The sequence below is a fragment of the Nocardioides sp. Root190 genome, from assembly GCF_001428565.1.
Taxonomy (GTDB): domain Bacteria; phylum Actinomycetota; class Actinomycetes; order Propionibacteriales; family Nocardioidaceae; genus Nocardioides.
In genome coordinates, this window is the sequence record NZ_LMIA01000002.1 from 38,408 (window position 1) to 57,947 (window position 19,540).

A 19,540-nucleotide genomic window follows, 5' to 3' on the forward strand; every position below is an offset into this window, starting at 1 on the left:
AGCGGGCCCCCGGCCCGTGCACCACCCACCTGACCAGTAGGAGAACACCTGTGAAGAGCGCCGTCGAGACCTTGAGCCCGACCCGGGCCAAGCTGACCGTCGAGGTGCCCTTCGAGGAGCTCAAGCCGAGCCTCGACGCGGCGTACCAGAAGATCGCAAAGCAGATCAACGTCCCCGGCTTCCGCCGCGGCAAGGTCCCGCCGCAGGTGATCGACCGCCAGGTCGGTCGCGGCGTGGTCCTGGACGAGGCCATCAACGAGATGCTGCCCAAGGCGTACGTCGAGGCCCTCACCGAGAACAACCTGACCCCGCTGGCGCAGCCGGACATCGAGGTCACCAAGTTCGAGGACAACGAGGCGCTGGAGTTCACCGCCGAGGTGGACGTCAAGCCCGAGATCGAGCTCCCGGCGTACGACGCGCTTGCGGCCAGCGTCGAGGACCTCGCGGTCAGCGACGAGGACGTGACCGAGCAGGTCGACGCCCTTCGTGAGCGCTTCGGCACCCTCATCGACGTCGAGCGCGCGGCGCAGGACGGCGACTTCGTGGTCATCGACCTGGTCGCGACCAACGACGGCGAGGTCGTCGACGGCGCCGAGATCGCCGGCTTCTCCTACAAGGTCGGCAGCGGCGGCATGATCGAGGGCCTCGACGCCGCTCTGGTCGGCGCCGGCGTCGACGAGGAGAAGACCTTCACCACGCAGCTCGTCGCGGGCGACCTGGTCGGCCAGGACGTGGAGGTCAAGGTCAAGGTCACCCAGGTCCAGGAGCAGGAGCTCCCCGAGCTGGACGACGACTTCGCCCAGGAGGCGTCCGAGTTCGACACCCTCGAGGAGCTCCGCGAGGACGTCCGCGAGCGGCTGACCCGCGGCAAGCGGCTCGAGCAGGCAGCGGCTGCCCGCGACGCCGTGCTCGAGACGCTGCTGGAGCAGGTCGAGATCCCGCTTCCCGAGGCCATGGTCACCGAGGAGCTCAACGCGCGTCGCGCCAACCTGGAGCAGCAGCTGCAGATGTCCGGCGTCACGCTCGAGAAGTACCTCGAGGACGAGAGCCAGACCCTGGAGGAGTTCGAGGCCGACCTCGAGCGCCGGGTCCGGGACGCGGTCGCCGCCCAGTTCATCCTGGACGAGATCGCCGACAAGGAAGAGATGGGCGTCGACCAGGGCGAGCTGACCCAGCACATGATTCGCCGTGCGCAGCAGTCCGGTCAGGACCCGCAGGAGTTCGTGAACCACATGTTCGAGCACAACCACGTGCCCGACATGGTCCAGGAGATCCGCCGCGGCAAGGCACTCCAGCTCCTCGTCGAGGGTGCTGAGGTCAAGGACGAGTCCGGCAACGTCGTGGAGCTGAAGAACCTCCGTGGCGACGGCAGCATCGGTGAGGACGAGCCCGAAGCCCCTGAGGCCGAGCTCGAGGAGTCGGCCGACGAGGCTCCCGAGGACGCCGAGGAGACCACCGAGGCCTGAGTGCCTCGACAACTACCCGCTTGAGTGCACAGTCGTGCACTCAAGCGGGTAGTGTGCTTTTCATGAAGAAGGGACCTGCGCTCGTCGAGGCGCTCGCGCTGGCGGTGGGTGTGGCCGACGACCTGCTGCTCGCGACCGCACGCGACACGCACACCGCGATCTCGAAGCGCGCCCACGACGCGGTCCGCCTCGGTGCCGGGCCCGCCGCCCGGCCGGCCGAGGCGCTCCACCGCGGGATCGCGAAGGTCGTCTACGGCTCCGTGGGACTGACCCTGCGCGCGGCCGAGGCCGGTCTGGGCCACCTCGCCGAGGTGGGCATCGGGCCAGAGCTGGAGGCGGGACCGCGCGGCCGCTTCGTCAGCTCGGCCGTCAACGGCCTGATCGGCGAGGAGCTGCGCCGCGAGCGTCCGCGCCTGTCGATCGAGATGGGCGTGCGCCACCGGGGCCGCGACGTCGAGCTGACCCCCGACGGGCTGGCCGCGGCCTTCCCCGAACCGACCTCCCAGCTCGTCGTCTTCCTGCACGGACTGTGCGAGACCGAGGACTACTGGCGCCGCCACCGCGACCGGATCGGTTCGACGTACGGCGAGATGCTGGCCGGCCAGGGGTGGACCCCGGTCTACCTGCGGGCCAACACCGGCCTCCCGTTGCGCGAGAACGGCGTCATCCTGGCCTCGCTGATGCAGCAGCTGGTCGATGCCTGGCCGGTCGGTGTCACCCGGATCGCGCTCGTCGGACACTCCCTCGGCGGCCTCGTGCTGAGGGCCTCCTCCGCCGTCGTGGCCCGTGGCGACGCGCCTGCTGCCTGGACCGAGATGGTCAGCGACGTCATCACCCTGGGCACCCCCCACCTCGGCTCGTGGTTCGCAGTCGGCGCCGACCACGCCAGCCGGAACCTGGCCCGCGCGCCCGAGGTGGCCGCGTTCGGCCGAATCATCGACCGCCAGGCCCCCGGGATCCACGACCTCATCGAAGGGCTCGCCGAGGACGTCCCGCCGCTGCCGCACGCCCGCTACCGGCTGGTCTCGGCCACCCTGACCCGCTCGCCCCAGCATCCGCTGGCGCGCGCGATCGGCGACCTGCTCGTCACCCCGCACTCCGCGGTCGGCCGCGACCGCCACGGCAGGTCGCTCTTCCCCGGTGCCGACGTGCTGCACCTGAGCCACACCAACCACTTCGGCCTGCTCAACCACCCCGAGGTCCACCAGGCGCTGTCGCGCTGGCTGAGCGCCCGTGAGCTGGAAGCCGCCTCGTGAGCACCCGATCGGGTCACCACGGCTGAGCCTCACTACTCACCTCCCGCGGCCCCGTGCCCGCGAGGCTGGAGCCATGACCGAGATGCGCTCGACCGACGCCCCTGCTGCTCCTGACGCCCCGACCCGCCGCGCCGCGGTGGTGTGCAGCGCCATCGCCCTCGCGGTCGGCCTGCTGGAGATCGCTGCCGGCGTCGTGTTCTGGTACCTCACCTCGGTCGACACCTCGGACGACCCGCTGGTCGGGATCGGCTACGTCTTCGCGATCGCGCTCGCGGCGCCGGGGATGCTCGGCGTGGTCCTCGCCGCCCTGGGCTGGCTCCTCGCCCGTCGTACGGCGGGCCTCGGCCTGGCCATCGCCGCGCTGGTCGTCGCAGCGGGACCGGCGATGCTCTACCTCTGGCTCGTCGTTCCCTGGTTCTGATCGGCCGCGCCGTCGGCGGGAGTGACCCGAAATCTGCTGTCGGCGAACAGCGGCGGTTATCGCGTGGTTCTGCCTCTGCGGACGGCTAGTGTCGCTCGCGTGACTCAGAATCTTCCCGGTGGCCCGGTGAACGGCCATGAGATGAACGGCGGCGCGGGGATCAGCTTCCTCGACGACAACATCTACAGCCGGTTGCTGCGCGAGCGGATCGTGTTCCTCGGCTCCGAGGTCCGCGACCAGAACGCCAACGCGATCTGCGCCCAGCTCCTGCTGCTGTCGGCCGAGGACCCCGAGGCCGACATCTTCCTGCACATCAACAGCCCCGGTGGCTCCGTGGACGCCGGCATGGCGATCTACGACACGATGAACTACATCCCCAACGACGTCGCCACCGTCGGCATGGGCCTGGCTGCCTCGATGGGCCAGTTCCTGCTGTGCGCGGGCACCGCGGGCAAGCGCTACGCCCTGCCCCACGCCCGGATCATGATGCACCAGCCCTCGGGCGGCATCGGCGGCTCCGCCTCCGACATCCGGATCCAGGCGCAGCAGAGCCTGCTGCTGAAGAAGCAGCTCGGCGAGCTGATCGCGTTCCACACCGGCCGCTCCGTCGAGGAGATCGAGACCGACTCCGACCGCGACCGGTGGTTCACCCCGCACCAGGCCCTCGAGTACGGCCTGATCGACAAGGTGATCACCAACGCTCGCGAGACCACCGCCGAGGGCCGCCCTGCCCACAAGAAGGACTGATCATGAACTACTACATTCCCCAGTGGGAAGAGCGAACCTCGTACGGCGTGCGCCGGATCGACCCCTACACCAAGCTCTTCGAGGACCGCATCATCTACCTCGGCACGCCGATCTCCGACGACGTCGCCAACGCCGTCATCGCCCAGCTGCTGTGCCTGCAGTCGATGAACCCCGACCAGGACATCAGCATCTACATCAACTCGCCCGGTGGCTCGTTCACCGCGCTGACGGCGATCTACGACACGATCAAGTTCATCAAGCCGGACGTGCAGACGGTGTGCATCGGTCAGGCGGCCTCGGCCGCGGCGATCCTGCTCGCCGCCGGTGCCAAGGGCAAGCGGTTGGCGCTGCCCAACAGCCGGATCCTGATCCACCAGCCCTACACCGAGGGCCAGGGCGGACAGATCTCCGACCTGGAGATCCAGGCCAACGAGATCCTGCGCATGCGCGAGCTCCTCGAGAAGATGATCAGCGATCACTCGGGCCGGCCGATCGAAGAGGTGAGCCGCGACATCGAGCGCGACAAGATCCTCACGGCCCAGGGAGCCATCGAGTACGGCCTGATCGACTCGATCCTCGAGTCGCTGAAGACCACCCCCGCAATCGCCTGATCGAGAAGGACCCGATGAGCTCCTCGACGTACACCTCGTGTCACGCCCCCGTCGGGGCGTGGCAGGGAGTACCGTCGGGGAGTTCACATCTGAGGAGGACCCGTGGCACGCATCGGTGACGGTGGCGACCTGTTGAAGTGCTCGTTCTGTGGAAAGAGCCAGAAGCAGGTCAAGAAGCTCATCGCTGGTCCGGGTGTCTACATCTGTGACGAGTGCATCGATCTCTGCAACGAGATCATCGAGGAGGAGCTCGCCGAGGGCTCCGAGGTCGACCTGGCCGAGCTCCCCAAGCCCAAGGAGATCTTCGAGTTCCTGAACTCCTACGTCATCGGGCAGGAGCAGGCGAAGAAGTCCCTCGCGGTCGCGGTCTACAACCACTACAAGCGGGTCCAGGCCGGCGTGCAGCCCGGTGTCGGCCCCGACGCCCGCGGCAAGCACGCCAAGGACGAGGTCGTCGAGGTCGCGAAGTCCAACATCCTGGTCATCGGTCCGACCGGGTGTGGCAAGACCTACCTCGCGCAGACGCTCGCCCGGATGCTCAACGTCCCCTTCGCGATCGCCGACGCCACGGCGCTGACCGAGGCCGGCTACGTCGGTGAGGACGTCGAGAACATTCTCCTCAAGCTGATCCAGGCCGCTGACTACGACGTCAAGAAGGCCGAGACCGGCATCATCTACATCGACGAGATCGACAAGGTCGCCCGCAAGGCGGAGAACCCGTCGATCACGCGCGACGTCTCGGGTGAGGGCGTGCAGCAGGCACTGCTGAAGATCATCGAGGGCACCACCGCCTCGGTGCCGCCGCAGGGTGGTCGCAAGCACCCGCACCAGGAGTTCATCCAGATCGACACCACGAACATCCTGTTCGTCGTCGGCGGTGCCTTTGCGGGTCTCGAGCACATCATCGAGCAGCGGGTCGGCAAGAAGTCCCTGGGCTTCACCGCCGAGCCGCGCGGCCAGGCCGAGCGGGCCGCTGAAGACCTGCTCGCGCAGGTGCGCCCCGAGGACCTGACCAAGTTCGGCCTGATCCCCGAGTTCATCGGCCGTCTGCCGCTGATCGCGAGCGTCAGCCCCCTCGACCAGGCTGCCCTCGTGCAGATCCTGACCGAGCCGCGCAACGCCCTGGTCAAGCAGTACAAGAAGCTCTTCGACATCGACGGTGTCGAGCTCGAGTTCACCGAGGACGCCATCGCCGCGATCGCCGACAAGGCGCTCGAGCGGGGCACCGGTGCCCGTGGGCTGCGCGCGATCATCGAAGAGGTCCTGCTCTACGTGATGTACGACGTCCCGAGCCGCGGCGACGTGGAGAAGGTCATCGTCAACGGCGACGTCGTGCTCAACGACGTCGCGCCGACCCTGGTCCTCCGCGAGACCAAGCCGAAGAAGAAGTCTGCGTGAGCCGCTGCCCTTCGTCGTGGTGACGGCGGGTGGGTGTGCGCGGACGCTTCATCACGGTATGTAGGTGAGAGGGCGCTTCCGTGGCGGAGTTCCGCGCGGGAAGTGCGGACTCGGCTACATCCCGTGATGAAGCCGACCTGCGGAGATGGGCGATCCGAGACCACTCCCCGTCCACAACGCCCCGGACGTGATCGGTTGTCCACAGGTGGCGGTTGAGGTCGTGGTTGACCCCGGTTGATCGGCCGAGGATCCAGGCATGGATCCTTTGCGCATTCTCACGAGCACGTGCGGCTTCTTCACTCGCCAGGAGGCCCTGGGAGCTGGCTACCAGGACAAGCAGATCACGCAGATGGTGCGTGTCGGTGTGTGGATCCGTATTCGTCGGGGCTACTACGTCTTCGCGGACGAGTGGCAGGGGGCCGACGCGATCAGGCGCCATCGGGTGAGGTGCGCTGCCGTTCAGCGTTCGCTCGGTCCCGCCGTGGCGCTGAGTCACGGGTCGGGCGTGGTCGACCATGAGATCGATGCGTGGGGACTCGACCTCAGCAAGGTCCACGTCACGCGCCTCGACGGTGCGCAAGGACGGGTGGAGGGTGATGTCGTCCACCACGAGGGCGTCTCGGTCGCAGAGGATGTGATGGAGACCGCGTTCGGCCGGGTGCTCGTCGCAGATCGTTGCGTCGTCGAGGCGGCGTCGCGCCACGACAACGAGACGGCGCTGTGCCTGCTGGACGCGGGGCTGCGGTCACAGCTGTTCGACGAGCAGGCGTTGATGAGGCGCCACGCGCAGATGCTCCAGTGGCCATTCATGCGCCACCTCCACCTGCCGGTCAGGATGGCGGACGGACGTTCTGGATCGGTGGGGGAGTCGCGCGGGCGTTGGTTGTTCCGTCTCCTCGGGTTCCCCGCGCCACAATTGCAGTGGGAGGTTCGCGATGCCCGTGGGAATCTGCTCGGGACATGCGACTGGGCCTGGCCCGAGCACAAGCTGCTGGGCGAGTTCGACGGCAAGGTGAAGTACGGGCGCCTCCTGCGTCCGGGGCAGTCCGCGGGAGACGCGGTCCACGACGAGAAGATCCGAGAGGACCTGTTGCGTGAGGAGACCCAGTTCGCCATGGTCCGTCTGACCTGGCGGGACTACGAGCATCCCGCTGCCCTCGGAGCCCGGCTCGACCGGTGGCTTCCGCGCACTCGCTTCTCCGCGGCCTGATGCGGGCCTGATCCCGGCACGGGGTGATGCGCGGCCGGGTGCGGTTGCTGACGCTTCATCACGGGATGTAGCCGAAGGGGCGCTTCCGTGGCGGAGTTCCGCGCGGGAAGTGCGGACTCGGCTACATCCCGTGATGAAGCCACCCGGACTCGCCTACATCCCGTGATGAAGCCACCCGGACTCGCCTACATCCCGTGATGAAGCCACCCGGACTCGGCTACATCCCGTGATGAAGCCACCCGGACTCGCCTACATCCCGTGATGAAGCCGTGACGCCCGAGTGTCAGGTCTGGTCGTCGGCGATCTCGGCGGTGACCGTGATCTCGTTGGCGTCGGCGTCGACCGTGAAGACCAGGTCGCCGGAGATCTTGCCGGCGGCGACCAGGTCGCTGGTGGCGACCTCGGCGTCGCGCACAGCCCTCTCGGGGCCGGTGACCTCGACGCGCGAGAGCGGCGTCTTCATGTTGACCTTCGCCTGCGACTTCGCGCCGCGGATCCCGCCGAGGGCGGCCGAGACGGCGTCGATGACGGTGCCGTCGGAGGCCGCCGCGGAGCCGAGCTCGGTGACGGTGGGCCAGGCGGCGAGGTGGACCGAGCCCTCCTGCCACCAGGACCAGACCTCTTCGGTGACATAGGGCAGGAACGGCGCGAGCAGACGCAGCTGCACCTGCAGGGCGCACGCGAGGGTGGCCCGGGCGGAGTCGGAGGCATCGCCGCTGTCGGCGTACGCACGCTCCTTCACCAGCTCGAGGTAGTCGTCGCAGAACTCCCAGAAGAACTTCTCGCTGACCTCGAGCGCGGTCGTGTAGTCGTAGGCCTCGAAGGCCTCGGTCGCCCTGCGGACGACGCCGGCCAGGCGCCCCAGCAGCGCCGTGTCGACGGGCTGGCTGACCAGTGCCGAGCTGAACTCGGTCGCGCCGACACTGCCGAGCACGAACTTCGACGCGTTGAGGACCTTCATGGCCAGTCGGCGCCCGACCTTCATCTGGGTCTCGTCGAACGGCGAGTCCAGGCCGGGGCGGGCGATGGCGGCGCGCCAGCGGACCGCGTCGGCGCCGTACTTGCCGAGGATCTCGTCGGGGACGACGACATTGCCCTTCGACTTGGACATCTTCTTGCGGTCGGGATCGACGATGAAGCCCGAGATCATCGCGTGCGACCAGGGCGCGGCGTCGTTCTCGAAGTGGGCGCGCACGACCCGCGAGAACAGCCAGGTGCGGATGATGTCGTGGGCCTGGGTGGCCAGGTCCATCGGGAAGACCCGCGACCAGAGATCCGGGTCGGACTCCCAGCCGCCCGCGATGTGCGGGGTGAGGGAGGAGGTCGCCCAGGTGTCCATGACGTCGGGGTCGCCGATGAACCCGCCGGGCTCGCCGCGCTGGTCCTCGGTGTAGCCGGTCGGTGCCTGCGTCGAGGGGTCGATCGGGAGCTCGGCCTCGGTGGGAAGGAGCAGCCGTGCGTAGTCAGGTTCGCCCTCGGCGTCGAGGGGGTACCAGACCGGGAACGGGATGCCGAAGAAGCGCTGGCGCGAGATCAGCCAGTCGCCGTTCAGGCCGCCGACCCAGTTGTCGTACCGGTGCTTCATGTGGGGCGGGAGCCACTCGATCTCCGCGCCGCGCGCGATCATCCGGTCGCGGACCGCGGCGTCGCGGCCGCCGTTGCGGATGTACCACTGGCGGGTGGAGACGATCTCGAGGGGCTTGTCGCCCTTCTCGTAGAAGTTCGCCATCCGCTGGGTCGGCTTGGGGTCACCGTCGAGGTCGCCGCTCTCGCGGAGCTTGGCGACCATCGCCTCACGGGAGGAGTGGACGGTCTTGCCCATCAGGTCCTCGTACGCCGCGCTGGCGGTCTCCGAGGAGAGCCACTCGGGCGTCTCCCGGGTGAACCGGCCGTCGCGACCGATGACCGTGCGGACGGGCAGCTGCAGCTCGCGCCACCAGGTGACGTCGGTGAGGTCACCGAAGGTGCAGCACATCGCGATGCCCGCACCCTTGTCCTTCTCGGCGGCCGGGTGGGCCAGGACCGGGATCTCGACGCCGAAGACGGGCGAGGTGACCATCTGGCCGAAGAGGTCCTGGTAGCGCTCGTCGTCGGGGTGCGCGATCAGCGCGACCGCCGACGGGATCAGCTCGGGACGGGTCGTCTCGATGAAGACCGGCGAACCGTCGGCACGGTGGAAGGACACACGGTGGTAGGCGCCGGCGTAGTCACGCGCCTCGAGCTCGGCCTGCGCCACCGCGGTCTGGAACGTGACGTCCCAGAGCGTGGGTGCCTCCTGGAGGTAGGCCTCGCTGCGGGCGAGGTTGCGCAGGAAGGCGCGCTGGCTGACGGTCTGCGCCTTCGCGCCGATCGTCGTGTAGGTGATGTTCCAGTCGACACTGAGGCCGAGGGTGCGCCAGAGGGTCTCGAAGACCTTCTCGTCCTCCTCGACCAGCTGCTCGCACAGGGCGATGAAGTTGGGTCGGCTGATCGGGACCTGGCGCTTCGGGTCCGGCTTCTCCGGCGGGGTGAAGTCCGGGTCGAAGGGCAGCGACGGGTCGCAACGGACGCCGAAGTAGTTCTGCACGCGTCGCTCGGTGGGCAGGCCGTTGTCGTCCCAGCCCATCGGGTAGAAGACGGACTTGCCCTGCATCCGCTGGAAGCGGGCGATCAGGTCGGTGTGGGTGTAGGAGAAGACGTGCCCGACGTGCAGGCTCCCGCTCACGGTCGGCGGCGGGGTGTCGATCGCGTAGACGTTCTCGCGCGGCTGCGTCCGGTCGAAGCCGAACGTGTTGTCCGCCTTCCACTGCGTGGACCACTTCTCCTCGAGCCCCTCGAGGGCCGGCTTGTCCGGTACGACCAGTGCGCGAGTCGGTGCGCTGGTCTGGTCCGGGGTCTGCTGGCTGTCGCTCATGGTCCTGAATCCTAGTTCGCACGGCCCCCGGGCCTTTAACCGCGGGCTATTCTCCAACGATGCGCTCGTCGGTCCGTACCGCCCTGGTCGCACCCCTCGCTGCCCTCGTGGCGGTCCTCGTGGCTGCTCTCGGAGGACTCCTGGTCGTCCCGCCGGCCCCGGCGGCCGGCCCGCAGGTCGCGGCTGCTGCCGCGCCGACGTCGTACTCCCTGCAGGGGGCGGGCTACGGCCACGGTGTCGGGATGTCCCAGTACGGCGCCCAGGGAGCTGCCGGCAAGGGCCGGAGCCACCGGCAGATCCTCGACTTCTACTACCCGGGGACGGCTGTCGGTACGGCGAACGGCAGCGTCCGGGTGCTGATCACTGCCGAGACCCGGACCGCCCTGGTGATCTCGCCGCGCCCCGGTCTCTCGGTGCGCTCGGTGGATGCCGGTACGTCCTGGCCGCTGAGCCGGACCGGCGCGAAGCTGTGGCGGATCACGCCGTCGGCCGACAACTCCATCAGTCGGGTCTGGGTCTACACGACGAGCTGGCAGCTGGTGCGCAACATCCCGGGGGAGGCGGAGTTCGTGTCCACCTCGCTGCGCCTGCACCTGCCGACGGGATCGCTCGTCTACCGCGGCAACCTCCGATCGGCCGTCTCCGAGGACGGTCGTGACGTCGTCAACGTCGTCGCTCTCGACGTCTACCTGCGTGGCGTCGTACCCATCGAGATGCCTGCCCTGTGGCGGCCCGCAGCCCTGCGGGCGCAGGCGGTCGCGGCACGGACCTATGCGGTGCACGAGCGGGACACGACCGATCGCGGGCACTTCGACGTCTACGACACGACCCGCTCGCAGGTCTACCGCGGAGCCGGGGTGGAGGCGAGGACCACCAACGACGCGATCCTGGCCACCCGCGGCGAGATCCGCACGCACGAGGGCGAGGCCGCCTTCACCCAGTTCTCCTCCAGCAACGGCGGCTGGACCGTTGCCGGTTCGCGGCCCTACCTGCGGGCCCGCGCCGACTCCTACGACCCGGTGCGCACGTGGACCGACACCGTCACCGCCGCCGAGATCCGTGCCGCGTGGCCCAAGGTCGGCGCCGTTCGCGCGGTGCAGGTGCGCCAACGGGACGGCAACGGGGCCCACGGCGGGCGGGCCACGGTCGTGCGGATCGCTGGTACGACGACCACCATCGACGTCACCGGAAGCGCCTTCCGCTCGGCCCTCGGCCTGCGCTCCACCCTTTTCCGTTTCAACTGAAATCGTCATCGATGTAACGGACCATGAGGTCCATGACAGGTATCGGTTATGCGTGAGAAGTTGCTGACCCTGCTGGGCGGGGCACCCTTGGTCGTCGTCGGTCTCGTGGCAGCGTCGGTGACGCCTGCTGATGCGGCCGCCCCGGCCACCTGTCGTGGTCTGACCGCCACGATCGTGGGCACCTCGGGCGCCGACGACCTGACCGGAACCCTCGGTCCGGACGTCGTGGCGCTGGGGGCGGGCAACGACCGATTCCAGGGTCGGGCCGGCAACGACGTCATCTGCGGTGAGGGGGGCCGCGACACCATCACGGGTGGCTACGGCAACGACACGATCAACGGCGGCAGTGGCGACGACCGGATCGCCGGCGGCCCGGACAACGACTACCTCCTCGGCAGCACGGGCGCCGACGCCATGTCGGGCGAGGACGGCGACGATCGTTTCAACGGCGGCCGTGACAAGGACGTCGTGAGCTACCGCAGTGCGCTGCACCCGATCACGGTCGACGGTGCTGCGGGTGTCATCGACGGACAGGGGCACGACGTCTATGTCCAGGTCGAGACCGTGCAGGGCACGGCCGACGCGGACGTCATGACTGGCGGCCCCGGCCCGGATCACTTCGTGGGCGTCGCCGGCGCCGACACCATCACGGGCAATGGCGGCAACGACACCCTCGAGTCCGACGGCGGGACGGCCGACGGCGGCGACGGTGCGGACCTGCTGGTCGTGAAGCGCGGCATCGCGCGCGGCGGGGCCGGGACCGACGTGCTCCAGCTCTCGACCGACGCCCGTGCGTACGGCGGAGCGGACAACGACTTCTTCCGTCTGGGCGCCGGCAAGACCACTGCCTTCGGTGAGGCCGGGGACGACACGTTCACCGTGCGCACCCGTCACGCCCGTCCCTATGCCAGTGGTGGCGCGGGCGACGACCAGGTGAGCTTCCACGGCTTCGATCGCCGGGCCCGGATCAACCTGGGCCGCGGCGAGGCGCGCTGGGACCGGGTCGGGCTGATCGAGCTCCGATCGATCAACCTCGCCTATGGCTCGAGCTACAACGACATCATCTACGGGTCCCGCTTCAACGACCTGCTCAACGGTGGCGCCGGCCGCGACCAGCTCTACGGGCTGGCCGGGACCGACATCCTCGACGGTGGCACCGGACGTGACTACGCCAACGGCGGCAGCGGCGCCGACATCTGCGGGGCCGAGGTCCGGCGCGGTTGCGAGATCGGCGGCAGGCGCTGAGTCAGGGGACTGGCTCAGGGGGACTGGCTCAGGGGGACTGGGCCGCCGCGGGACGGTGCAGGACCGCCCGGCAGACCAGCCCCACGACCAGTGCCCAGAACGCGGCACCGATGCCGAGCACGGTGACGCCGGAGGCGGCCACGACGAGCGTGGCGGCGGCTGCCTCGCGCTCCACCGGATCGGCCAGGGCTTCAGCCAGTGACGCACCCAGGGTGCCGAGCAGGGCGAGGCCGGCGGCCGCCTGCATCAGGCCGTCCTCGGCGGCAGCCACCATGGCTGCCAGTGCGGAGCTGGCCACCGCCAGTACCAGGTAGGTGATCGAGGCGGAGACCGCTGCGATCCACCGCCGTGAGCGGTCAGGGCCCGCGGCCGGACCGGCCGCCAGGGCCGCGCTGATCGCGGCCAGGTTGATCGCGTGCCCGCCTGCGGGGGCCCCGACGATCGTGCCGATGCCGGTCACGGCGAGGGATTCGCGCCACGGCACCTGGTAGCCGAAGCTGCGGGTCACCGCGACGCCCGGCACGTTCTGCGAGGCCATCGTGACGACGTACAGGGGAAGGGCCACGCCCACCAGGGCCGAGACCGTCCAGTGGGGGGTCGTCCAGGTCAGGCTCGGCGCGAGGGCACCGGTGTCGACGTGCGCCGTGGCAAGGACCGTCCCGAGCGCCACGGCGAGGGCGGCGGGCACCGCCCACCGTGGAGCCAGGCGGAGCAGCACCAGCCAGGTCACGATGACCGGTGCGATCACCAGGGGCGCGTCGACCAGTGCCGTGACCGGCGCCAGGCACAACGGGAGCAGCACGCCGGCGAGCATCGCGCGCGCCAGGCTCTGCGGGATGGCCGCCACGAGGTCGCCGAGCCGGGGAACGAGGGCGGTCAGCACGATCAGCACGCCCGTGACGATGAACGCGCCGACGGCGGCACTCCACCCACCGGCGACGCCGGCGGTCGATGCGAGCAGGGCGGCGCCCGGTGTCGACCACGCCAGGATCAGGGGAGTCCGGTGCCGCACGGAGAGCCAGAGCATGCCGAGGGCCTGGGTCACCAGGAGGACCAGCAGCCCGGAGGCCGCCTGGCTGGGGGACGCACCGACAGCGGTCAGCCCCGCGAGGACGACGACGAACGAGCTGCTGAAGCCGACCACCGCCGTGACGACACCAGCCATCACCGGACCGTGGGAACTCTCTTCTGACACCTCGCCTCCCTTCCGCGCGTCACGAAGTGTGGCAGTTCCTCCGCCGAAGTGCGTAGGTTGCTCCGCCGAAGTGCGCCGTTTTCTCCTGCGAAGTGCGGGCCTTTCTCCGCCGAGGTGCGTCCTTCGTCGTACCGCTCGAGCAAGACGGCGTACGTCGACGGAGCAACCCGCGCATCTGGATGGAGAAAACCCCGCACTTCGGCGGAGAGAACCGCGCACTTCGTAGGGGCTGGGGGAGTGTCAGAAGGGAGGAGTGCCCGTTCCGGCGACCCGGAAGCGGCCCCACGGATCCTTGTCGGAGAGCCGGGCAGCGGCCTCGCCGTGCTCGGTGCGCACGGTGACCGTCGCTCCGCTGCGGACGGCGGCGAGGGCGCCGCTGTCGCTCACCCGGCCGTACCAGTGGAAGTGTCCGTCGAGCGGGGAGAAGGCGCCTCGCAGGGTCACGGCGACCTCGTGCTCCGCGTCGGGCGTGCGGACGATCGCCGGGCCGTCGTACGCCTCGCGGGGGTCGTGGCGACTCACCCGTCGGTGCCCTTGCGCAGCGGACGGACGGTGGCGTCCCCGGCCATCGGGTCCAGGGCCGTGAGCTGGACGCCGTGCTCGGCGGCCGCGCCCGAGAGGGCGTGCCAGATGAAGTCGCCGAGGTAGCCCGCGGCCGCGGCGCGCGACATCGTGCGCCGCTCCAGCCACCACTGGCCGACCGAGCTGCCCAGCCCGACGACCGCGTGCGCCCACGGCTCGGCGGCCCCGGCGTCGCCGCCGAGCTGGCGCAGGGCGTCACCGAGGAGGCGGGCCAGCTTGGCCGCGATCTGGTCCTTGCCCGCGGCAAGCGGGTCACCGCCGGCGTGCTGACGGGTCAGCAGCAGGAAGGCCTGGGGGTGCTCGGCGATCGTGTCGAGGTACGCCGCAACTCCTGCGGTCACCCGGTCCCGGGTGGGTGCCGGGAGCAGGACCGCCGTGATCACCCGGTCGAGGACCAGGGCCGTTCCCCAGGCCCCGACCGCGGCGTGCAACTCGGCCTTGTCGGCGAAGTAGCGGTAGAGCACCGGCTTGCTCACGCCGGCCTCGGTGGCGATGTCGGACACCGACACATCAGGTCCTAGCGAGTCGATCGCACGCACCGCTGCCCGGACGAACTCCTCCTTGCGCTGGGCCCGGTGGTCGTCCCAGCGGGTCGCGCGGCCGTCGGCCTTGACGTTCGATGCCATGGACAGCAGAGTACCGTTAGATGTTACTGACAGTCATATCTAGTTTCAGGAAGGTCCTCGATGACGCTTCTCGACCCGACTGCAGAGGTCGCTTCCGAGGCGCTCGCCGCGCGACTGATGCGCTCGGCGGCCCGCCAGTCCTACGATCCCGACGTCGACCTCGACTGGGACGCGCCGCCGGTGCCCGGCCTGTGGTGGATGCAGCCGGAGCGGATGTCGTTGTACGGCACGAAGATGTGGGACCGGCTCGACGAGGAGCAGCGGATCGCGCTGTCCGCCCACGAGGTGGCGAGCATCGCCAGCGTCGGGATCTGGTTCGAGATCGTGCTGATGCAGCTCCTGCTGCGTGATGCCTACGTCGCGGACCCCACCTCAGCGCGCACCCAGTTCGCGCTCACCGAGGTCGGCGACGAGACGCGGCACACGGTGATGTTCGGGCGCGCCATCGACGCGATGGGGGTGCCGGCGTACGGCCCGCGTCCCCACATCCGCCGGATCGGCCGGCTCGGCCCGGTCGCCCTGCGCGGCCCCGGCGCCTATGCCTCGATCCTGATCGGCGAGGAGCCCGTGGACCGGTGGCAGCGTGAGCTCGCCCGCGACGAGCGCGTCCAACCGCTGATGCGGATGGTCTCGCGGATCCACGTGACCGAGGAGGCGCGCCACGTCACGTTCGCGCGCGACGAGCTGGTCAGGGCGGTGCGGGGCATGAAACGCACCCGGCTCGCCTGGCACCAGGCCCTGACCGCCCAGGTCGCCTACGTCACGATGCGCTCGCTGGTCCACCCCGACGTGTACGCCGCCGTGGGGCTCGACCCCGAGGAGGCCCGCCGACAGGCGCTCGGCAACGAGAACTACCGCGAGACGATCGCCTGGATGGGGGAGAAGGTCGTCCCGTTCCTCGAGGAGAACGGCATGGTCGCTGCCTCGCAGCGGCGGACCTGGCGGGCGTCCTTCCTCATCCGCTGAGCGGACCTGCGAACGGCGCCCGCGCCGCGATCACCGCGGCATAGAGCTCGGCCGGGAGTGCGGCTCCCTCACGGCGTACGCCGTGGGCGGGGATCTCGACCAGACGGTTGAGGCGGACCTCGCTGGGCCGGCCACGGGGGTCCCAGCTGCCGGTGCCGACATCCATCCAGAACCGGCCCGCCGCGGCCTCCTGGGCCTCGTCGCGGTCGTGGTCCTTGCTGGTCATCACCAGGCAGCGCAGGACGTCGCCGGCGGGCTCGCGGACGATCCCGATGACGAGGACCGGCCGGTCCTTGCCCTGTTGCGGGTCGTCCTCGTAGGGCACCCACGCCCAGACCACCTCGCCCGGGTCGGGACGACCGTCGGCCACCGGAGCCCAGGTCCCGTCGGGAACGTCGTCGCTCATCGGACCACCTCGCGCGCTCGGTCGTGGGCCACGTCGAGGAACTGGTCCACCAGTCCGGGGGTGGCAGCGGAGGCCAGGACGAGCGCGGCCTCCACCGGGACGTCGGCAACCTCGACGCGCCCCTTGCCGCCCGCGGTCGTCGCGGCGACGCTCACCAGGCCGGCGCGGCGCTGGAACCACGTGGCACGCAGGTTCCAGCCGATCACGTGCTCGGAGCCGAGCGCATCGCGGCTCCGCAGCACCGAGCCCGACCTCGTCACGACGTACCCGTCGAGGTGGGCGTGCCCGAGGCTGCGGGCACGGTCGGTCGCCAGGGCCAGGGCGACCACGAGCGCAGCGGCGGCGATCGCGGCCAGCCAGGTGGGTCCGCCGAGTGCCAGCCCCACGCCCACGGGTACGACGACGAGGGCGGCCCCGAGCAGGGCACGGGTGAAGCGGCGCGTGGTGGCTGCGCGGCCGTGGCGAACCAGCGGACCCGAGGCAGGGGCGGCGGTGCCCAGGACGGCCCGCGTGACCTCGGCCGCGGTGCGTGCGGGGGCGGGCGGGAGCAGCACGGCAGATCCGGCGCGGTCGGAGCCGAGCCCGGTGACGATCGCACCGACCTTGCGCCCGCGGGCCAGGCGGAGGGCCGCCGGTTCGCCGATCGTGACGCCGGCGAGACGCGTCACGTCGATGCTCGTCTCGCGGCGGGTGAGCAGGCCGCGTCGTACGTGCCAGGCCGCACCCTGCCGGGACAGCGCGAAGCCGGCGTTGGTCAGGAGGTAGCCGGCGAGGGCCAGGGCCACCGCCAGGACCAGCGCCCCGACGGCGACGGCGAGCACGAAGCCCGGGCCGATGCCGGCGATGTCGTCCTCGGTGATCCGGATGTCGACGAACTCGGCGAGCTGGCCAGCGGCTGCGGCCACGGCGCCGGCAGCGACCAGCACCGCGCCGCTGAAGGGGGCGTACCAGAGCCAGCGCGGGGTGAACGTCACGACGACGACCTCGGGATTCCCGCCCACGGCCGCAGGGTCGGTCGCACCGCCGCGCCGCTGCAGCAGGTGCTCGCGCAGTGCGGTGGCGTGTTCCCGGGGCAGGGCGTCGAGCTCGAGGCGTTCGTCGGAGTCGGTCGCCACGCTTCCGGTGCCGATCACGACCGTGGCCAGCCCCAGGAGCCGGTGGATCAGGGAGGCGGAGAGGTCGACGGTGCGGACCCGGTCCAGCGGGGTCGAGAGGGTGTGGCGCTGGAGCAGGCCGCGCTTGAGCTCGACCCGCGCCTCGCTCACCCGGTAGGTCGTCGTGAGGTAGCGCACGACACCGAGGCCGACGGGCAGGCCGACGCCGAGCAGGGCCCACGGGCCGGTGCCGGACGCGCCGCCGGCGATGAGCAGACCGATCAGCACGGGGAGGAACTTCACCAGCTCGGTGATCGGGTGGACCAGCAGCATCCGCGGGTCCAGGCGCTGCCAGGGCGTCACGTGGCGTCGCCCTCGACCAGGTCGGCCTTGCGGGTGAGCTCATCGACCAGGGCGAGGGCGGTGGTGCGGTCCAGGCCCTCGATCTGCAGCGGTCCGGCAGCGGAGGCCGTCGTCACGGTGACCGTCGCGAGCCCGAACACGCGCGCCAGCACGCCCTGGGCGAAGTCGACGGTCTGCACCCGCGACATCGGGGCGATCCGTCGTTCCCGCGCCCACCAGCCGCGCTGGGTGTAGACCGCGGTGGCGGAGACCTCCCACCGGTGCACCCGGTAGCGCCACACGGGTACGACGACCGCGACCGTCACGCAGGCCAGGATCGCGCCGCCGGCCAGCAGCCACCGCCACGGGTCCGCCACCCAGACGACGGCCGCGATGCTGGCCCCCACGGCCACGGCGGCCGCCTCGAGTCCGATCTCGAGCTGCCACATCGTCCGGGCCCGGGGGCTGACTCGATGGGCGGGGTCACGCAGCTGGTTCACGCGCCGAGCCTACGGGGAGCGCACAGGCCGGGACCATCGTCCCTGTCATCGTGCGAGCGGTGCAGTCCGGGATGACTAGGCGGGACCACCCGGCGGACGAAGTCCGGTCAGAGGTGGGCCGTTGGTGGGGTCCCGATCGGTGTTTGTGCCTAGCCTGACGGGGTGCTGGACACCTTCACGTTGCGCGTCGCCTTCGGGCTGATCGCGTCCTGCGTGCTCGTGCTCTTCTACGTCGCGACCTACCGCTCGACCCGGTCGGCCTACAGCGGCTGGTGGTGCGTCTCGCTCGCCTGCTTCGTGGGTGGTGCGCTGCTCTACCTCTTCAACGGCACCCCGCTCCAGGTGGTCGCCAACCCGCTGGGCAACGCCATCGGCGTGAGTGGGGCGGGTGGTGTCTGGGCGGCCGCCGCCTCCCTGCGCGGCCGGGCGATGCCGACCTGGCAGCTGGCGATCGCCCCGGCCGTCGTCCTCGCGGCAGCGCTGCTCGACGACCCGGCGAACGACGTGTGGTCGGGCGGGGCGATCTACCTGGCCGCCATGGCCTTGCTCATCGGCCTGTCCTCGTGGGAGCTGTGCTGCCACCTCGCCGGACGCATCCCGGACCTCGCCCAGGAGTCGGTCGACTTCGCCATCAGGGCGATGGCGATCACCTCGGGGACGATCGCGGCCTTCTACCTCGCGCGCGCCCTGGTGTTCGTGATGGCGGGTCCCGGCAGCGACCTGTTCGTCCGCGGCTTCGGGCCGCCGCCGACCACCCTGCTGACCCTGGTCCTGCTGGTGGTGGTGACCTTCAGCATGGCCACCCTCGGCCACGCCCAGCAGACGACCGAGCTGCGGGTCCGCGCGACCCGGGACCCGCTCACCGGGCTGCTCAACCGCGCCGAGTTCTGTCGTGCGGCCCAGCGCGAGATCGACCGCAGCCGGGCCGGGGCGGGCGTCGCGGTGCTGGTGGCGGACCTCGACCGGTTCAAGAGCCTCAACGACTCGGCGGGCCACGCGGCCGGCGACCGTGCGTTGAGCGCCTTCGCCGAGGCGTGCGAGGCAGTCGTCGGTGCTCGCGGACTGGCCGGTCGGCTGGGGGGCGACGAGTTCGTGCTGCTCACCCCGGCGGAGGATCCCGAGGAGGTCGCGGCCGCGATCGGACGGGAGTACGGCGGCGGGGAGCCCCTGCCGACGGTCAGCTTCGGCATCGCGGTCGGCGGGGGACCGGGCGAGGACGTCGATGACCTCATCGCGCGAGCCGACGCCGCCCTCTACCGGGCGAAGGCCGGCGGTCGGGCGCGCATCGCGCGGTGACGCCGGGCGCCGGACAGCCCCCGAGAACGACGATGCCGCCGC

18 protein-coding genes are annotated in these 19,540 nt (G+C 70.5%); 11 read left to right on the plus strand and 7 right to left on the minus strand.

The genetic code is table 11. The features are described 5' to 3' along the window. Window positions 1-50: 50 nt before the first annotated feature. The 7 genes from tig (at window position 51) to ASE01_RS03555 (ending at window position 7,109) form a co-directional block, all read left to right on the plus strand. Window positions 51-1,466 carry a trigger factor gene (gene tig / locus ASE01_RS03525; RefSeq protein WP_056748650.1) on the plus strand — a complete coding sequence of 472 codons (1,416 nt, stop codon included), beginning with the start codon at window positions 51-53 and terminating at the stop codon, window positions 1,464-1,466. Window positions 1,467-1,528: 62 nt separating this feature from the next. Next, window positions 1,529-2,722 carry an esterase/lipase family protein gene (locus ASE01_RS03530; RefSeq protein ID WP_056748651.1) on the plus strand — a complete coding sequence of 398 codons (1,194 nt, stop codon included), beginning with the start codon at window positions 1,529-1,531 and terminating at the stop codon, window positions 2,720-2,722. A gap of 73 nt (window positions 2,723-2,795) precedes the next feature. Then, window positions 2,796-3,143: a hypothetical protein gene (locus ASE01_RS03535; RefSeq protein ID WP_056748652.1), complete on the plus strand. Its 348-nt coding sequence runs from the start codon at window positions 2,796-2,798 to the stop codon at window positions 3,141-3,143. A 141-nt stretch (window positions 3,144-3,284) separates the two neighbouring features. Next, window positions 3,285-3,890 carry an ATP-dependent Clp protease proteolytic subunit gene (locus ASE01_RS03540; RefSeq protein WP_056748653.1) on the plus strand — a complete coding sequence of 202 codons (606 nt, stop codon included), beginning with the start codon at window positions 3,285-3,287 and terminating at the stop codon, window positions 3,888-3,890. A 2-nt stretch (window positions 3,891-3,892) separates the two neighbouring features. After that, window positions 3,893-4,501 carry an ATP-dependent Clp protease proteolytic subunit gene (locus tag ASE01_RS03545; protein WP_056748654.1) on the plus strand — a complete coding sequence of 203 codons (609 nt, stop codon included), beginning with the start codon at window positions 3,893-3,895 and terminating at the stop codon, window positions 4,499-4,501. A gap of 102 nt (window positions 4,502-4,603) precedes the next feature. Further along, a complete protein-coding gene (gene clpX / locus ASE01_RS03550; RefSeq protein WP_056748655.1) occupies window positions 4,604-5,899 on the plus strand; it encodes an ATP-dependent Clp protease ATP-binding subunit ClpX in 1,296 nt (431 codons plus the stop codon). Window positions 5,900-6,155: 256 nt separating this feature from the next. Continuing rightward, a complete protein-coding gene (locus tag ASE01_RS03555; RefSeq protein ID WP_056748656.1) occupies window positions 6,156-7,109 on the plus strand; it encodes a type IV toxin-antitoxin system AbiEi family antitoxin domain-containing protein in 954 nt (317 codons plus the stop codon). A 283-nt stretch (window positions 7,110-7,392) separates the two neighbouring features. Here the strand turns inward: ASE01_RS03555 and valS are convergent, their stop codons facing one another. After that, window positions 7,393-10,002: a valine--tRNA ligase gene (valS, locus tag ASE01_RS03560; RefSeq protein ID WP_056748657.1), complete on the minus strand. Its 2,610-nt coding sequence runs from the start codon at window positions 10,000-10,002 to the stop codon at window positions 7,393-7,395. A 59-nt stretch (window positions 10,003-10,061) separates the two neighbouring features. On the opposite strand from valS, the gene ASE01_RS03565 reads away from it, so the two are divergent. Then, the gene (locus ASE01_RS03565) at window positions 10,062-11,246 is read left to right on the plus strand and encodes a SpoIID/LytB domain-containing protein (RefSeq protein ID WP_056748658.1); all 1,185 of its coding nucleotides are present in this window, start codon (window positions 10,062-10,064) and stop codon (window positions 11,244-11,246) included. A 48-nt stretch (window positions 11,247-11,294) separates the two neighbouring features. Then, window positions 11,295-12,491 carry a calcium-binding protein gene (locus tag ASE01_RS25390; RefSeq protein ID WP_056748659.1) on the plus strand — a complete coding sequence of 399 codons (1,197 nt, stop codon included), beginning with the start codon at window positions 11,295-11,297 and terminating at the stop codon, window positions 12,489-12,491. Window positions 12,492-12,519: 28 nt separating this feature from the next. On the opposite strand, the gene ASE01_RS03575 is transcribed toward ASE01_RS25390, so the two are convergent. The 3 genes from ASE01_RS03575 to ASE01_RS03585 form a co-directional block, all read right to left on the minus strand. Then, complete coding sequence (locus ASE01_RS03575; RefSeq protein ID WP_056748660.1) at window positions 12,520-13,656, minus strand: benzoate/H(+) symporter BenE family transporter; 1,137 nt, start codon at window positions 13,654-13,656, stop codon at window positions 12,520-12,522. 270 nt (window positions 13,657-13,926) lie between these two features. Continuing rightward, the gene (locus ASE01_RS03580) at window positions 13,927-14,208 is read right to left on the minus strand and encodes a DUF4873 domain-containing protein (protein WP_056748661.1); all 282 of its coding nucleotides are present in this window, start codon (window positions 14,206-14,208) and stop codon (window positions 13,927-13,929) included. After that, window positions 14,205-14,894, minus strand: a complete 690-nt coding sequence (locus ASE01_RS03585; RefSeq protein WP_056748662.1) for a TetR/AcrR family transcriptional regulator — start codon at window positions 14,892-14,894, stop codon at window positions 14,205-14,207. Before ASE01_RS03585 ends, ASE01_RS03580 begins: the two co-directional genes overlap by 4 nt. Before the next feature lie 60 nt (window positions 14,895-14,954). Here ASE01_RS03585 and ASE01_RS03590 point away from each other — a divergent pair, with 60 nt between their 5' ends. Further along, window positions 14,955-15,860: an AurF N-oxygenase family protein gene (locus ASE01_RS03590; protein WP_056748663.1), complete on the plus strand. Its 906-nt coding sequence runs from the start codon at window positions 14,955-14,957 to the stop codon at window positions 15,858-15,860. Here the strand turns inward: ASE01_RS03590 and ASE01_RS03595 are convergent. From ASE01_RS03595 to ASE01_RS03605, 3 genes are read right to left on the minus strand one after another with little or no spacing between them, the layout of a single operon-like run. Then, entirely contained in the window at window positions 15,850-16,266 is a 417-nt protein-coding gene (locus ASE01_RS03595) for a type II toxin-antitoxin system PemK/MazF family toxin (protein ID WP_056748664.1), read from the minus strand. The two genes, ASE01_RS03590 and ASE01_RS03595, sit on opposite strands and share 11 nt — an antisense overlap. Continuing rightward, complete coding sequence (locus tag ASE01_RS03600; protein ID WP_157537069.1) at window positions 16,263-17,723, minus strand: PH domain-containing protein; 1,461 nt, start codon at window positions 17,721-17,723, stop codon at window positions 16,263-16,265. Before ASE01_RS03600 ends, ASE01_RS03595 begins: the two co-directional genes overlap by 4 nt. Next, window positions 17,720-18,202 (minus strand): PH domain-containing protein, encoded by a 483-nt coding sequence (locus tag ASE01_RS03605; RefSeq protein WP_056748666.1) that lies wholly within the window; start codon window positions 18,200-18,202, stop codon window positions 17,720-17,722. The genes ASE01_RS03600 and ASE01_RS03605 overlap by 4 nt, the downstream gene beginning before the upstream one ends. Before the next feature lie 162 nt (window positions 18,203-18,364). Between ASE01_RS03605 and ASE01_RS03610 the strand changes: the two genes are divergently transcribed. Next, window positions 18,365-19,498, plus strand: coding sequence for a GGDEF domain-containing protein (locus ASE01_RS03610; protein ID WP_056748667.1), 1,134 nt, complete (start codon window positions 18,365-18,367; stop codon window positions 19,496-19,498). Window positions 19,499-19,540 lie beyond the last annotated feature (42 nt).

Coding starts and splice junctions, on each gene's coding strand:
- ASE01_RS03530 (WP_056748651.1), top strand. CDS start 1,529: ATGAAGAAGGGACCTGCGCTCGTCGAGGCGCTCGCGCTGGCGGTGGGT.
- ASE01_RS03535 (WP_056748652.1), top strand. CDS start 2,796: ATGACCGAGATGCGCTCGACCGACGCCCCTGCTGCTCCTGACGCCCCG.
- ASE01_RS03540 (WP_056748653.1), top strand. CDS start 3,285: ATGAACGGCGGCGCGGGGATCAGCTTCCTCGACGACAACATCTACAGC.
- ASE01_RS03545 (WP_056748654.1), top strand. CDS start 3,893: ATGAACTACTACATTCCCCAGTGGGAAGAGCGAACCTCGTACGGCGTG.
- ASE01_RS03555 (WP_056748656.1), top strand. CDS start 6,156: ATGGATCCTTTGCGCATTCTCACGAGCACGTGCGGCTTCTTCACTCGC.
- valS (WP_056748657.1), bottom strand. CDS start 10,002: ATGAGCGACAGCCAGCAGACCCCGGACCAGACCAGCGCACCGACTCGC.
- ASE01_RS03565 (WP_056748658.1), top strand. CDS start 10,062: ATGCGCTCGTCGGTCCGTACCGCCCTGGTCGCACCCCTCGCTGCCCTC.
- ASE01_RS25390 (WP_056748659.1), top strand. CDS start 11,295: ATGCGTGAGAAGTTGCTGACCCTGCTGGGCGGGGCACCCTTGGTCGTC.
- ASE01_RS03575 (WP_056748660.1), bottom strand. CDS start 13,656: ATGGCTGGTGTCGTCACGGCGGTGGTCGGCTTCAGCAGCTCGTTCGTC.
- ASE01_RS03585 (WP_056748662.1), bottom strand. CDS start 14,894: ATGGCATCGAACGTCAAGGCCGACGGCCGCGCGACCCGCTGGGACGAC.
- ASE01_RS03590 (WP_056748663.1), top strand. CDS start 14,955: ATGACGCTTCTCGACCCGACTGCAGAGGTCGCTTCCGAGGCGCTCGCC.
- ASE01_RS03595 (WP_056748664.1), bottom strand. CDS start 16,266: ATGAGCGACGACGTTCCCGACGGGACCTGGGCTCCGGTGGCCGACGGT.